18 protein-coding genes are annotated in these 14,594 nt (G+C 43.7%); 6 read left to right on the top strand and 12 right to left on the bottom strand.

What is annotated here, in order from left to right:
• Positions 1-14: 14 nt before the first annotated feature.
• Positions 15-671, bottom strand: a complete 657-nt coding sequence (locus K1T76_RS13140) for a TetR family transcriptional regulator (RefSeq protein ID WP_230245575.1) — start codon at positions 669-671, stop codon at positions 15-17.
• A gap of 202 nt (positions 672-873) precedes the next feature.
• Here K1T76_RS13140 and rph point away from each other — a divergent pair, with 202 nt between their 5' ends.
• Together rph and K1T76_RS13130 are read left to right on the top strand one after the other, a co-directional pair.
• The gene (gene rph / locus K1T76_RS13135) at positions 874-1,590 is read left to right on the top strand and encodes a ribonuclease PH (protein ID WP_004974074.1); all 717 of its coding nucleotides are present in this window, start codon (positions 874-876) and stop codon (positions 1,588-1,590) included.
• Between the two features lie 176 nt (positions 1,591-1,766).
• Complete coding sequence (locus K1T76_RS13130) at positions 1,767-2,006, top strand: hypothetical protein (protein WP_180062232.1); 240 nt, start codon at positions 1,767-1,769, stop codon at positions 2,004-2,006.
• 106 nt (positions 2,007-2,112) lie between these two features.
• Here the strand turns inward: K1T76_RS13130 and nadC are convergent, their stop codons facing one another.
• Positions 2,113-2,958 (bottom strand): carboxylating nicotinate-nucleotide diphosphorylase, encoded by an 846-nt coding sequence (gene nadC / locus K1T76_RS13125; protein ID WP_230245574.1) that lies wholly within the window; start codon positions 2,956-2,958, stop codon positions 2,113-2,115.
• Positions 2,959-3,135: 177 nt separating this feature from the next.
• Here nadC and ampD point away from each other — a divergent pair, with 177 nt between their 5' ends.
• Both ampD and murJ read left to right on the top strand, forming a co-directional pair.
• Positions 3,136-3,735 (top strand): 1,6-anhydro-N-acetylmuramyl-L-alanine amidase AmpD, encoded by a 600-nt coding sequence (gene ampD / locus K1T76_RS13120; RefSeq protein WP_230245573.1) that lies wholly within the window; start codon positions 3,136-3,138, stop codon positions 3,733-3,735.
• A gap of 50 nt (positions 3,736-3,785) precedes the next feature.
• Positions 3,786-5,336 carry a murein biosynthesis integral membrane protein MurJ gene (murJ, locus tag K1T76_RS13115; RefSeq protein WP_230245572.1) on the top strand — a complete coding sequence of 517 codons (1,551 nt, stop codon included), beginning with the start codon at positions 3,786-3,788 and terminating at the stop codon, positions 5,334-5,336.
• Positions 5,337-5,443: 107 nt separating this feature from the next.
• On the opposite strand, the gene K1T76_RS13110 is transcribed toward murJ, so the two are convergent.
• The 10 genes from K1T76_RS13110 to K1T76_RS13065 form a co-directional block, all read right to left on the bottom strand.
• Entirely contained in the window at positions 5,444-6,133 is a 690-nt protein-coding gene (locus K1T76_RS13110) for an FKBP-type peptidyl-prolyl cis-trans isomerase (protein WP_019838047.1), read from the bottom strand.
• Positions 6,134-6,189: 56 nt separating this feature from the next.
• Complete coding sequence (locus tag K1T76_RS13105; RefSeq protein ID WP_019838048.1) at positions 6,190-6,894, bottom strand: FKBP-type peptidyl-prolyl cis-trans isomerase; 705 nt, start codon at positions 6,892-6,894, stop codon at positions 6,190-6,192.
• A gap of 263 nt (positions 6,895-7,157) precedes the next feature.
• Positions 7,158-8,180, bottom strand: a complete 1,023-nt coding sequence (gene ahr / locus K1T76_RS13100) for an NADPH-dependent aldehyde reductase Ahr (RefSeq protein ID WP_019838049.1) — start codon at positions 8,178-8,180, stop codon at positions 7,158-7,160.
• A gap of 94 nt (positions 8,181-8,274) precedes the next feature.
• Positions 8,275-8,838: a DNA-3-methyladenine glycosylase I gene (locus K1T76_RS13095; protein WP_230245571.1), complete on the bottom strand. Its 564-nt coding sequence runs from the start codon at positions 8,836-8,838 to the stop codon at positions 8,275-8,277.
• A 52-nt stretch (positions 8,839-8,890) separates the two neighbouring features.
• Positions 8,891-9,136, bottom strand: a complete 246-nt coding sequence (locus K1T76_RS13090; protein WP_096902478.1) for a hypothetical protein — start codon at positions 9,134-9,136, stop codon at positions 8,891-8,893.
• Positions 9,137-9,154: 18 nt separating this feature from the next.
• Complete coding sequence (locus K1T76_RS13085) at positions 9,155-9,694, bottom strand: M23 family metallopeptidase (protein WP_230245570.1); 540 nt, start codon at positions 9,692-9,694, stop codon at positions 9,155-9,157.
• A 61-nt stretch (positions 9,695-9,755) separates the two neighbouring features.
• Positions 9,756-10,790: an A/G-specific adenine glycosylase gene (gene mutY / locus K1T76_RS13080; RefSeq protein WP_230245569.1), complete on the bottom strand. Its 1,035-nt coding sequence runs from the start codon at positions 10,788-10,790 to the stop codon at positions 9,756-9,758.
• Positions 10,791-10,927: 137 nt separating this feature from the next.
• Positions 10,928-11,290, bottom strand: coding sequence for an HIT family protein (locus K1T76_RS13075; protein WP_070155794.1), 363 nt, complete (start codon positions 11,288-11,290; stop codon positions 10,928-10,930).
• Between the two features lie 69 nt (positions 11,291-11,359).
• Positions 11,360-12,100, bottom strand: a complete 741-nt coding sequence (locus tag K1T76_RS13070; protein WP_070155796.1) for a dienelactone hydrolase family protein — start codon at positions 12,098-12,100, stop codon at positions 11,360-11,362.
• Between the two features lie 207 nt (positions 12,101-12,307).
• The gene (locus tag K1T76_RS13065; protein ID WP_004647174.1) at positions 12,308-12,466 is read right to left on the bottom strand and encodes a DUF1328 domain-containing protein; all 159 of its coding nucleotides are present in this window, start codon (positions 12,464-12,466) and stop codon (positions 12,308-12,310) included.
• Between the two features lie 191 nt (positions 12,467-12,657).
• Between K1T76_RS13065 and K1T76_RS13060 the strand changes: the two genes are divergently transcribed.
• Both K1T76_RS13060 and K1T76_RS13055 read left to right on the top strand, forming a co-directional pair.
• Positions 12,658-13,110 carry a YcgN family cysteine cluster protein gene (locus K1T76_RS13060; RefSeq protein ID WP_019838055.1) on the top strand — a complete coding sequence of 151 codons (453 nt, stop codon included), beginning with the start codon at positions 12,658-12,660 and terminating at the stop codon, positions 13,108-13,110.
• A 117-nt stretch (positions 13,111-13,227) separates the two neighbouring features.
• On the top strand, positions 13,228-14,496 hold the full coding sequence (locus tag K1T76_RS13055) for a replication-associated recombination protein A (protein ID WP_230245568.1): 1,269 nt from the start codon (positions 13,228-13,230) through the stop codon (positions 14,494-14,496).
• Positions 14,497-14,594 lie beyond the last annotated feature (98 nt).

Below are 14,594 nucleotides of genomic sequence, written 5' to 3'. Positions count from 1 at the left end.
AGCCTGTTGTATGTTTAATCTGTGACAGGCTGTGGACGTTGCCAGTGGCAAATGCCACGAAATAATAAATGTACTTGGGTAATGGTTTGTTGAATAAAATGCTGCTGTTGTTCTGGTAGTTTTTCGGCTTCAAATTGGCGTGCTAAACCAATCCAGCTCATTGCCCAATTTAACAATAAATTAATTAAAATATTGGCCAGAATGTGAAAGTCTTCAGCATGCTGAAACTGTTGTAAACTTTCGACCCGTTGTAATTCATTGGCTAAATCTTCAATTAAAAAATCAATTTCACGGGCAATGGCTTGGCGTAAAACAGCGGAACCGCCCCAGCGTTCGGAAATTAAAAAAATCCATTGTTGTGGGTGATGATCGACCGATTTAAAAAACAGGGTCAGTGCCGTTTCGGTCTGTGCATTGGGTTGGTACAAATAGTCTTGACCCAATTGATTTAAAATCCCTTTAATGTGCAAGGCAACTTGATCGACCAAATCTAGCCCCAATTCATCCATATCTTGAAAATGCCGATAAAACGCGGTGGGCACGAGTCCAATCTGTCGTGAAATTTCTCGTAAGCTAATGCTACTAAATGAACGCCCTGCGCTGCTGAGGTGTAGCACTGCATCAAAAATTGCCTGACGACTTTGTTGTTTTCGTTCTTCCCGAATCGACATTGTATTTCCTGATTCTGCCAGTGCCACGCAGTCTAACAAAAACCTGTGTTTCAGGATAATACTAAAAGATGAATGAAGCTACCTTATAAATTACAGCTAAAATTTACCGAAACAGAACACGACAAGCTTTGGATCAGCGACCTGCGCGGTGGCATCTGTTATACTTGCGGGCAATTTATTTGAGTCAAAAATAGGACACATTATGCGTATTGACCAACGAGCTTTAGATCAATTACGTGAGGTAAAAATTACCCGTAACTATACTCGCTATGCTGAAGGTTCAGTGTTAGTAGAGTTTGGTCATACCAAAGTTTTGTGTACTGCAAGTATTGATAACTCTGTACCGCGTTTTTTAAAAGGGCAGGGACAAGGTTGGGTAACTGCAGAATATGGCATGTTGCCACGTTCAACGCATACCCGTAGTGACCGTGAAGCGGCACGTGGTAAACAAAGCGGGCGTACACAGGAAATTCAGCGCTTAATTGGTCGTAGCTTACGTGCTATGGTTGATTTGAAAAAACTGGGCGAAAACACCATTACTATTGACTGCGATGTGATTCAGGCCGATGGTGGTACGCGTACGGCAGCCATTACAGGTGCAGCAGTGGCGTTGATTGATGCCATGAATGTGTTGCTAGAAAAGAAAAAAATTAAGCATGATCCATTAAAGGGTTTGGTGGCTGCAATTTCTGTGGGCATGTACCAAGACCAAGTGTTATTGGATTTGTGCTATGAAGAAGATTCAAATTGCCAGACAGATTTAAACGTGGTGATGACCCAAGCAGGTGAATTTATTGAAATTCAGGGTACTGCTGAAGATAAGCCGTTTAATCGTGTGCAATGTAATGCCATGTTGGAAATGGCAGAAAAAGGCATTCAGGAATTGGTGAAAAAACAGCAGCAGGCTTTGGGCTGGTAAGCCAAGTTTTCTAAGATTGCAGCACTGTTCAAAACGCATCTTCGGATGCGTTTTTTTATGGATGACGCGTGGATTGCGATAGGAGGCATGAAGCAAAAAGCTACAATATTGCAGGATGCGTTCTTTTAAGATGGAAAACTGTATGCAAAGAGCTTGAATGAAAAGAGGAGGAAAGCATGAAACTATTGATTATTTTAATGTCTGCCATGATGTTGTTTTTAACTGCATGTGATTCACGTACTGAGCGTGAAAATGAAGACAATCGTAGTGTACTCGGTCAAGCTTCTGACAACGACAACGACAACGACAACGACAACGACAACGACAACGACAACGACAACGACAACGACAACGACAACGACAACGACAACGACAACGACAACGACAACGACAACGACAACAAGGACGATGATTAAATTCAAAATTGAGGCATAAAAAAAGGAGGCTCATTTGCCTCCTTAAAATCAATTTTTGGAAAAAATTAAGGGTGCAGATTGCACCCTTAATTTTAAAAGTAATCGTTTACGCATTAAAACGCATTGATAAATCCACAGCTTTGACATCTTTGGTTAAAACACCCATCGAAATATAATCTACGCCTGTACTAGCCACTTCACGTAAATTTTCAATGGTGATGTTGCCCGACGCTTCAAGTTTGCAGCGACCTGCTACATGCTTGACCGCCTCAATCATTTGTTGCTGGCTAAAGTTATCCAACATTACAATATCAGCATTGGCTTCAAGGGCTTGATTCAGTTCATCCCAAGTTTCCACTTCAACTTCTACAGGTTTGCCCGGGGCAATGGCATGTGCTTTGGCAATCGCCTGAGTAATGCCACCTGCTGCCATAATGTGATTTTCTTTAATCAAAAAGGCATCAAACAAACCTAAACGATGGTTTTGTCCACCACCGACCGAGACAGCATATTTTTGTGCAATGCGTAAACCCGGTAAGGTTTTACGGGTATCTAGCAGTTTGGTGTTTAAGCCTTCGAGTTGTTGTACATAGGCTGCGGTTTTGGTCGCAACAGCAGACAGGGTTTGCACAAAATTCAGCGCAGGGCGTTCTACGGTTAACAGGCTGCGTGCAGAACCTGCCAATTTCAAAAAGGCTTCATTGGCAGCAACATGGTCGCCATCATTTTTTAACCACGTGACTTGCACATTGGCATCGTATGCTTGAATCAGGGCATTTACCCACGGTTGACCTGCCAAAATCATATCTTCACGGCTAATAATCGTAGCAGTGGCCTGCTCATCTTCAGGGGTCAATAATGCGGTAATATCACCATCGCCAATATCTTCTTGCAAGGCTTGCTGAATATTGATTCGGATGGATTGTTCAAGCAAAGCTGGAGAGATGCTCATAAGATTTTCCGTGTCGATCTTGCCCATGAAAATTGCGCGTTATATTAACACTGTTCTGCGTCTGGATGTGTTTTTTAGCCACGTTCGGGTGTAATTTAAGATGTTCATTGTCACGTGTTGGCATTAAACTGAAATTTCTGTTCTAGTTTTCTATTCTAATGGTTTGGGGATTGCCTTATGCAGCATGTGCCGTCGTTTCAGGTGGTTGAGGGTCAATTACAAGGGGCAAGACAAGTCCCATCTCCGAATTTCAACGCCCGTCCGACAGACCAAGAGATTCAATTGCTGGTCATTCACAATATTAGTTTGCCGCCGTCACAATTTGGTGGCGGTTATATTGTGCAATTTTTTCAGAACCAACTGGATTGGTCGCAGCATCCTTATTTTCAGACCATTCAGGGCATGCAGGTTTCGGCACATTTGCTGATTTTAAGAACAGGCGAGGTGCTGCAATTTGTTAATTTTGCAGATCGGGCGTGGCATGCGGGACGTTCTAGTTATTTGGCACAGCCTGAATGTAATGACTATTCAATTGGGATAGAGTTGGAAGGGAGTGATGACTTGCCTTTTGAAACAGCGCAATATCAGAGTTTGGTGCAGGTGGTACACAGTTTGCAGCAGGCCTATCCGAGTATTCAACAGCATATTGCAGGACATTCTGATATTGCACCGGGACGCAAAACTGATCCGGGGCCGTATTTTGACTGGCAGTATTTTCGTGAACAGTTATCTCAACTTAAAGCTTCGACATCACAGGAAAAATTGATCAATCAATAACAAAACTTTGTTGATGCTTTGATTACAATAGCGACTAAATTTTTAATTGGGTGGTAACGATGGCGCTTTGGCGATCGACCTTTATTGTCAGTGCAATGACCATGCTGTCACGGGTGCTAGGATTAGTCCGTGATGTGGTGTTGTTGAATGTGTTTGGTGCAGGTAAAGATTTCGATACCTTTGTGGTGGCGTTTCGCATTCCGAACTTTTTCAGGCGACTATTTGCTGAAGGGGCATTTTCGCAGGCTTTTATTCCTGTATTGACCGAATATAAAACCAGCCGCACTCATGCCGAAGTACAAATTTTAATTAGTCGGGTTTTTGGCTGCTTAATGACGGTAATGACAGGGCTAACCTTTGCCGCCATGGTGGCTGCGCCTGCGGTGATGTATATCTACGCACCGGGTTTCCATAGCGACCCTGAAAAATTTGCGCTAGCCACCGATATGTTCCGCCTGACCATTCCTTATTTGTTGTTTATGTCGCTGACGGCATTTGCCAGCAGTATTTTGAACAGCTATGGCTCATTTACCACGCCTGCCTTTGCACCTGTATTGCTGAATGTGGCGATGATTGCAGGTGCATTATGGCTTACTCCGTACATGGCAGAGCCGATTATGGCACTGGGTTGGGCGGTGATTATTGCGGGGGCTTTACAACTTGCGATTCAAATTCCTGAATTGTGGCGTAAAAAACTGCTGATTCCACCCAAGGTTGATTTTAAACACGAAGGTGTGGATCGGATTATGAAGCTGATGCTGCCTGCCTTGTTTGGGGTGTCGGTCACGCAAATTAACCTGTTACTCAATACCATTTGGGCCTCTTTTATGCAGGATGGTTCGGTATCTTGGTTGTATAGTGCAGAACGTATGACAGAGTTGCCGCTAGGTTTAATTGGTGTCGCGATTGGTACAGTGATTTTACCGTCACTGTCTGCACGTCATGCAGAACAGAATATGGATAAATTCCGTGGCATGATGGACTGGGCGGCACGGGTGATTATTTTGGTGGGTGTACCTGCCAGTATTGCACTGTTTATGTTGTCTACCCCGATTATTCAGGCCTTGTTTGAGCGTGGTCAGTTTACCTTTCAAGACACTCAAATGACGGCTTTGGCCTTGCAATGTATGAGTGCAGGGGTAATTTCATTCATGTTGATTAAAGTTTTTGCACCAGGCTTTTATGCGCAGCAAGACACCAAAACCCCAGTACGTGTTGGTTTAATGGCCGTAGCAGCCAATGCCATTTTAAACGTGGTGTTCATTGGCTTCTTTAAACTGATTGATTGGGAAGCTGAGCACATGGCATTGGCGTTGGCATCTTCAGGTTCGGCTTTGGTCAATGCTGGCATGCTGTATTTTTATTTGCATCAGCGTAAGATTTTCCGTTTTGGTGCACACTGGAAAAAACTTATTCTGCAATTTTCCGTTGCCAATGCGGTGATGATTGCTGCGTTGTGGTACGCCTTAACTTGGTATAACGGTGATGTATCACAGTGGATGCGTGTCGCTGAAGTGACTGCACTATGTGTGGTAGGGGTACTGGCGTATGCGATTGGTTTATTGGCAACAGGTTTTAGACCACGTCATTTAAAACCATAAATACAGAAATCGCTGTTGAATGCATCCCAAACATCAAAGTAAAAAAATACCGCAATTTAAATTGCGGTATTTTTCTCTCAGCGCTTGATCAAAAGTGTGAGCGGTGATTATTTTAAAATCTCTAAGAGTTCCACATCAAAAATAAGTGTACTGTTTGGCTCAATGGCATCACCTGAGCCAATTTGACCGTAGGCCAATGCAGCAGGAATGAAGAAGCGGTATTTGGCACCGACTTTCATTAGTTGTAAACCTTCTGTCCAGCCCTGAATGACTTGACTCACCTGAAATTCAGCAGCCTGATCACGAGCAATGGAGCTGTCAAATACCGTACCATCAATTAAACGACCTTCATAATGCACTTTAACGGTAGAGGTGGCTTTGGGGGATTTGCCCGAACCCGCTTGTAATACTTGATATTGCAGTCCAGATTTGGTGACTTGGACACCTGCTTTTTTGGCATTTGAGTTTAAAAAGGCTTCTCCAATTTTGGCATTGCTATCGGCTACTTTTTTAAGCTCCATCAGTTGTTTGGCTTCGGCCTGCTTTTTGAATTGAGTCAGCACGCGTGCCATTTCTTCATCACTTAAACTAGCAGTTTGGTCTCGAGTTGCCGTTTCTAAGCCAGCAATAAAGGCTTCGATATCAATATCTTTTAAGGTTTCCGCATTACTGCGCCCCATTAAATAACCAAAGCTATAACCGACCTGATCTGCAACAGGACTTTTATTAGTTACGGTTTTGGCAAAACTGCCATTGCTGAGCAGTGCGATACACACAAGGGCAAGGTGTTTTTTCATTCTTTACGTCCTAAGACCATACAGGAGAGCCAAGCTCTCCTGAAAGGGTGATGTTGTTATTTCACTTCAATCAGTTCAACATCAAAAATTAAAGTGCTGTTGGCAGGAATCATGCCGGGTACACCTTGTTCGCCGTAGCCCAGTTTTGATGGAATATACAACGTAGCTTTACCACCTTCTTTCATCAGCTGTAAACCTTCAGTCCAGCCGGTAATGACTTGATTCAGAGGGAATTCAATTGGCTCACCACGTTGCACTGAGCTGTCAAATACTTTGCCATCGACCAGTTTACCCGTGTAGTGCACTTTGACCACAGAGCTTGCCGTAGGTTGTTTACCCGTGCCTTCTTTAATCACTTGATATTGCAAACCTGAAGCTGTGGTTTGTACGCCTGCTTTTTTGCCATTTTCAGTTAAGAATGAATCACTGGCTGTTTGTGCAGCTTGCGCTTGAGTGGCTTGTTTTTGTTGCAACTCTTGCTGAAATTGCTCATAAGCTTTTTGTAATTCTTCTTCGGTGTAGGCAGGTTGTTTACGCGCATGACCTTCACGCACACCTGTTACAAAGCTGTTGATGTCTAGCTCTGGTGGGGTTTGATGTGCCACTTCATAACCCAAAGCGTAGCTGATTTTTTCAACCGCAGAAGCATTTGCCGACGCTTTAGAGGTCGCCACTGCTGGATTTTGAGAGGCATAATAAACAGGAACAAGTGCAGCACCGCCTAAAATTACAGCAACAGCGATGGGTAAGGCTTTACTCATAGGTTTTCTCAAATTCATTTTATAGTTAAAAAAGCAGCATTCATCTTAGCAGACTTTTTCACAGACTTTTCTAGTTTGGCACGTGGCTTTGCAGCCTGTGTCGATTCAACTTTTTAATATATGCTGCTTATCAACTTTTTAATATATGCTGCTTACGCAGTTTATTCTATAACAGACTGAATATCTAAAACATTTTTTATACATAAATCTTGCCCATCTGAGATGAGCAAGACCGTTAAATTGGACATGACTTATCTTAAAAATCAGTCAAAGTCGGCCTTTAACACCACCCGATAGCGTGCCTTGCCCTGATGCAAATGTTCAATTGCCTGATTGATCTGTGACATCGGAAAAACTTCCACCTGTGGGGCAATCTGTTTGCGTGCGGCAAATTGTAGTAATTGACGCAGCGCTGCAGGCGAACCTGTCGATGAACCAGTAACCGATTTTGCACCGCCAATTAAGCTGCCCGCCTTAATTTGCATGGGTTCTAGCGCTACACCTAGCATGTGAATAGTGCCATGTGGTGCAAGCGTACTTAAATAAGCATTCCAGTCCAAGCTTACGTTTACCGTACTTAAAATCAGGTCAAACTTGCCACGCTGGGTTTTAAGGGCAGCAGCATCACGGCTGTTCACTACATGGTATGCACCCATAGCCAGTAATTCTGCGGTTTTGTCTGGATTGGAACTGAACGCCGTAATTTCACAGCCCCATGCTTTTAATAATTTGATGGCGATATGCCCCAAGCCACCAATACCAATCACCGCAACATGATGTACTGCCTGAATTTGATGTTTCAAGATCGGATCAAATACGGTAATTCCACCACAGAGCAAAGGCCCTGCACTGACAGGATCGACCTCATCGGGTAATGGAATGACCCACTGCCAACCTGCACGGACTTTATCGGCAAAACCACCTGCATGTCCCACAATGGTTGCGGTGGTGCCATTGCTGCACAGCACTTGTTCGCCTGCAATACAGGCATCGCAGTGTTGGCAACTGTCTGCAGTCCAGCCAATGCCTACACGTTGCCCCACGGTTAAGCCTTTGGCTTCACTGCCCAATTGAGTAATCGTGCCAATAATTTCATGTCCTGCCACCACAGGATATACTGAGGAATGCCAGTCATTTTGAATGACTGAAAGATCGGAATGGCATAAGCCACAATATTCGACTTTGACTTCTACCTGATGCGCCTGCAGTTCACCCGCATCAAATTGATAGGCTTGCAGGGCTTCACCTGCCTGCATTGCGGCATAGGCTCGAATGGTATTACTCATATTGCACCGTCCTTGTCATAAGGCTGACTGTATTGATTGGTGATCTTGCTATTATGGGTTGAGCAGTTTTGAATACTAAAGCTTGGATGTTGCTTTAAGATGTTGTTTTAAAGTGACAGTGATTTTCATGATCATCGACTATGCCTACAGCTTGCATAAAAGCATAGCAGGTGGTCGGGCCTACAAATTTAAAACCATTTTTCTTTAGGGCTTTCGACATGGCAACACTGGCGTCGGTTTGTGCAGGTGCAAGACGATAGTCAGGCACATCATTCCTAAAAGGTTGTTGAGCGACAAAATCCCAAATCCAAGTCACGACGTTTATATCGGCGTCTTTTAGTTTCTGCCATGCCCGTGCGTTGTCACGAATCGCTTGTAATTTACCTCGATGTCGAATCAATCCAGCATCTTGTAATTTAAGTGCGATATCGTCATCACTGAGGGCTGCAATTTCAGCAATGCTGTATTGGAAAAAATGCTGACGATACGCTTCACGTTTTTTTAATACAGTAATCCAAGACAAGCCCGCTTGCTGTCCTTCTAAACACAGCATTTCAAATAAATGCGCTTCGGTAAATACAGCTCGTCCCCACTCTAAATCATGATAGGCAATATAGAGCGGATCATCGGAACACCAGCCACAGCGCTGTATCGTCATGGGTCATGCTCCTTGTTGAATAGATAGCTGAATATATATAAATGGGAAGGACTTAAAGCTGAAAAGCTGCCCATTGGTTGTTTTGGTTATCCCAGTAATATAGTTCTGCCTGTTGCAGATCGTGAAAGGAAATCCAGTTGTCTTTACCGACTTTATCTGAATAACCTGTGCTGATGAGCAGGGCATCTTCAGTAATTTCCATGACCCAGCCTTGGTGGACTTGTCCTGTCAACACAATTTTTTGTTGATTGCCAGATTCTGCAAATTCCACCAATCGATTTATCAAGGCTTCAGACATGAAATGTTCCTAACAAAATTAACGTAAATAAGGATAAGGGTTGACTGCGCCGCGTCCTTTACCATTTAAATAAAGTCCGTAATGCAAATGTGCGGCAGTGTGTCGGGCGTTGCCTGTATTGCCGACATAGCCAATATGCGTTCCTGCCTTGACATAATCGCCCACGTTTAAACCGCGTTTGTGTCCATCTAAGTGTGCATAATAATGCCAAGTGCCTGCAGGCCCTAATATCCAAATTACTTTACCACCTAAGCGATTATCGCGTAAGTCTGCAATTAAACCTTCTGTGGCGCTATACACTTTGCTGCCTTTCGGAGCAATGATGTCGATGCCTTCATGTAAACGTCCGCGACTACGAGATGCGCCCCAAGTGTCATTCAATTGATTCGCTTTAATGCCCTGTACTGGAATGGGTAAGCGGTTTTTTAAACTCATTTGATTGAGTTTTTGCACCAAGGCAGGCGGGAGTGGGGAGCTGGGACGTTTCGGTGTAGAACTACAGGCCGCAATCAATAAAGTGAAGAGTGATAGGCTTAAAACAGCAATCCATCGAAACATAAGACATCCTTGTAATGGCAGTGAAAAGCAAAAATTTCATTCATCACGATGCTTGACTATGTCACAGATTGATTGCCGAGATCAATTTTTTCATGGCGGTTGGAATGCCTAAATCGCTGGCGTGTTGCGGACTATGCCATTCTCCATTCAGTTCAATTGCCAAGTGTTCTTTTAAATCAGCATCGATCTGAAAACAAAGAGCTTCAAGCTGCCAAGTGAAATGGGTAAAGCTATGCGAAATCTGTGCACGTTGCTTTACGTGTTTAAGGTGCAAGCTTTGACACAGTTGTTCAAAAGCTTTTGCATCTTCAATGACAGGCAAACACCAGAGTCCACCCCAAAGTCCTGTATTGGGACGTTGTTGCCACAACCATTGATCAGCACATTGCAGCACCAAGACGTGTGCAGCTTTAACAGGCACAGCTTTTTTTGGTTTTTTAAAGGGCAATTCCTGTTCTAAACCTTGTTGATGTGCTTTGCAGTGCTGTTGCATCGGGCAATATAAGCACAGTGGTTTTTTGGGGGTACAAATGGTGGCACCCAAATCCATAATAGCTTGTGTATAGTCGTGATTACGCACTTCGGGGCAGAGTTGTTCTGCCAGTTGCCACATGGCACGTTCATGCACAGGTTTAGATAAATCGTCTTCAATAGCAAAAAAACGTGCCAACACCCGTTTGACGTTGCCATCCATAATCACGCCGTATTGGCGTAAACCCAGCGACATCATGGCACCGCCCGTAGAGCGACCAATGCCCGGCAAAGCCATCCACTGCTCCAGTGTGTTTGGAAAATATCCTTGTTGAGCCACAATGGCTGCTGCTTTGTGCAAGTTACGGGCGCGGGCGTAATAGCCTAAACCTGCCCAATATGGTGCAACTTCATCCCAAGTTGCGCGTCCTAAATCTTGCACTGTCGGAAAGCGCTGCAAAAAACGTTCAAAATATTGCAATACGGTTTTGACCTGAGTTTGTTGCAGCATGATTTCAGACACCCACACCGCATAAGGATCATCGGCGACTTGCCACGGCAGGTCATGGCGTCCGTGTTGATCGAACCATGTGAGGAGAGCATCGGAAAATGAAAAAGCAGTCATGCGAACCCAGTTTGTAAAGTAGCGGCTTAGTATAGCCAAACTGGCGTGGGAATTACGTGCATAAAAAAAAGAAGATGAGCTTGCATCTTCTTCTTTAGGTTTTGTTTCACTTAGTTTGGGATAAAACGAGTCGTGGTTTAAATTTGACCGCTCATACCCCAACGGTTATCCAATTTTAAGGTCTGACCTTCGTAGCGTGGAATAATGTGGATGTGTAAATGCTCAGATTTGGCATCAAATACATCGCCATCATTAAAACCCACATGGAAACCTGCAGGTTGATGACGCAATTGCAACTCATTGCGCGCCAATTCTAATAAAGACAATAAACTTTTACGTTCTTTGTCTGTAATGTCAAAAAAAGAGCCGACGTGACGTAGCGGAATGATCACGCAATGTCCTTTAGACAGGGCATTGGGTTCAGGTAAAATTACCCCAAATTCATTTTTTGCCAAAACATCATAATCATCAAAATTGCAATAAGGGCATTGCTCAGTCATTGTTATATCCTCTTCTTTAAAATTTTCTTGGCTTGCGTTGAGTATATGCTGCGAAATTTGAACAGCAGATTAATCTGCTAAACGACGATCCAATACTTCATACATGGCAGCTAAACCTTGTTGCTCTGCCGATGCGTTGTAGCCTAAATCGACCCCATTGGCTTTGGCACGTTCATCGGCTTGAGGGTTACTAAAGCCGTGTTTGGCATCTTCAAAAATAATCACTTCATGCTCTACTTGAGCCGCGTGCATTTCTTCACGGAAACTTGCGACGTCGTCTAAAGTTACCATGCTGTCCAGTTCACCATGCAACACCAAAATCTCAGCTTGAACCTGACCTTGTTGTGCGGGGGCTTTCGGGCTGAGGTTGGCGTGGAAGGTCACCACGGCTTTTAATGCTGCGCCAGAACGAGCCAAATCCAGTACAACTTTGCCGCCATAACAGAAACCAATTGCAGCGAGTTTATCGCGATTTACTTCAGGTTGGGCTGCTAAAGTGTCCAAAGCTGCAGACGCACGAGTCACAATTGTGTCGGCATCTGCAAAAGTTTGCATCATCCATTCATTGGCTTGGGCTGCGGTGGTGGTGACTTTTTTATCGCCATACATATCAATCGCTAAGGCTGCAAAACCATGTTCAGCCAATTCACGCGCGCGTTGTTCGGTATATTCGTTACGTCCCCACCATTCAGGTGCGACAATCACCCCCGCGACAGCTTGAGCTGCTTCTGGTGCAGCAAAATAACCGATCAGTTTGCTGCCATCTGCAGCCGTATATTCAATTTCGCGAGTTTTGATTGCTAAAGCCATGTCTTATCCCTTATCGTTTTCAATGCCATGATTAAAGCATAATAATATGGCACGCATTTTTAAAAACAGGGCAAATACTGCCTATAAATGTGAGAAAATATTTTAAAAACGCCCCAATTGCCATCTGTTGCGTAAAAAGCACATATAAAAAAAGAAGGAATCAATCCTTCTTTTTTTAACAAATTTACAAGTCTATAGACGAGATCACTAGACTTTGCCGCGAGAGAGGAAACCAACAATTGCTAAAATCACAGCAATCACCAATAAAATAATGGCAAAGTCTTTGGATAAACCTGCGACACCACCAAAACCAAGTAAACTCGCGATTAACGCAATCACTGCGAAGATTATAGCCCAACGAAACATAATTGTTCTCCATGTGTTTTTATAGCTTCTGGATTTAGTATAGGGGGCTGAACGCAGCACACTGTTTTGTTTTTGTGTATTAAATGTTCAGTTGTTTGAGTTAAGTGTTTGATTCATTTAAAGACTAAACAAAAGCAACAAGTTGAAACAAGGCTGTTATAATGACGCAGTTTTGTTATTTTCTGTGCGCTATGTCTGATCAATTACGACCTGAATTTTGGAAAAACTATCCGCTGAATGCCTTAAATACTGCGGAATGGGAAGCCTTATGCGATGGTTGCGGTTTATGCTGTTTGGTCAAACTAGAAGATGAAGACACGCAAGAAATGGCCTATACCAAAGTGGCGTGCAAGTTACTGGACTGTAACACAGCACGTTGTTCAGATTATGCCAATCGCTTTGACTTTGTGCCCGATTGCATTCAACTTTCCCCCGAAAAACTAGAAAAAATTCACTGGTTGCCGCCAAGTTGTGCCTATCGTCGTTTAAAACAGGGCAAAAATTTGCCATCTTGGCATTACTTAAATACGGGCTCACGCCAAAGTGTGATTAAAGCCAAAAAATCTGCGGCAGGGCGTTGTATTTCAGAACTGGATGTTGCAGAAGAAGACATAGAAGATTACGTGGTGCGTTGGGTGCGTTAATTCATATTGCAGAATAAACCGTGAGTCGCGTTTTAGAGATAAAACGGCACGATTAGAAATACTCCAAAGCTTGAGATCATAGTAGACTAGGTTGAAGTCAAGTAAAGAAATAACAAGATGTCAGAGAGTCATATTCCACTGCCTGAGCGTTTGCGCCCACGCGATTTAGCGCAAATTATTGGTCAAGATCATCTTTTAGGTGAGCAAGCGCCGTTACGCCAAATGATTGATCAGGGGCATTTGCCGTCGATTATTTTCTGGGGGCCACCCGGGGTGGGGAAAACTACCATTGCTTTGCTGTTGGCGCAGGCGGTAGATCGTCCTTTTATCAGCCTTTCTGCGCTGAATACTGGGGTCAAAGAGCTGCGTGAAATTATTGCCGAAGGCGGTGACTTACTTACACCTGTGGTCTTCATTGATGAAATTCATCGCTTTAATAAGTCACAGCAAGATGCCTTATTGAATGCAGTTGAAAAGGGCAAAATCACCTTAATTGGTGCGACCACTGAAAACCCTTCATTTGAAGTGAACAGTGCTTTGTTATCTCGCTGTCAGGTCTATACCTTAAAAGCGCTAGATGCCGATGCAATTCAGACCTTGCTAACACAAGCCATTCAGCAAGATCAGTTCTTAAAAGACCGTTATATTCAGATTGAAGAATTTGATGCTCTAATTCAGTTTGCCGCAGGCGATGCACGCAAAGCTTTAAACTTACTGGACTTGGTTGCAAGTACCTTTGAACCAGATGTAGAAAACATCATCACCAATGCCATTGTGGTGAAGGTCGCACAACAAAATATTGCTCGTTATGACAAGTCGGGCGAACAGCACTACGACTTGGTGTCGGCCTTTATTAAGTCAATTCGTGGCAGTGACCCCGATGCAGCATTGTATTGGATGGCACGCATGCTTAAAGGCGGTGAAGACCCGACTTTTATTGCACGCCGTATGTTAATTGCAGCTTCAGAAGATATAGGCAATTCCAACCCGAATGCCTTGTTGCTGGCAGGCGAGTGCTTTCGTTCGGTACAAGTCATTGGCATGCCTGAAGCACGGATTATTTTAGGACAATGTGCGGTGTATCTGGCCACCAGTGCCAAAAGTAACAGCACTTATTTGGCAATTAACAAAGCGATGGATCTGGCCGAAAAAACAGCGAACTTGCCTGTGCCACTGCATTTACGCAATGCACCAACCAAGCTGATGAAAGAACAGGGTTACGGGGTAGATTATTTGTATCCACACAATTACCCAGAGCATTTTGTGCTACAGGAATATATGCCACCTGAATTGAAAGGTACTAAACTGTATGAGTCGGCACGCAACAAGCGTGAGGTTGAAGGCGAACGTTTACAGCAACGTCGCTGGCAGCAGACTCAATCCTAAGCAATTTGGTATAGCTGAAAAGATATTTGTAAAAGTATTGGCATAAAAAAAGCTCAAGAATCAACTTGAGCTTTTTTAGATTTGTTTGCAGCCTTGAG

Origin of the sequence: Acinetobacter sp. PW68 (assembly GCF_020982655.1) — a bacterium.
GTDB classification, from domain to species: domain Bacteria; phylum Pseudomonadota; class Gammaproteobacteria; order Pseudomonadales; family Moraxellaceae; genus Acinetobacter; species Acinetobacter towneri_A.
This window is presented reverse-complemented; position numbering and strand designations above follow the sequence as displayed.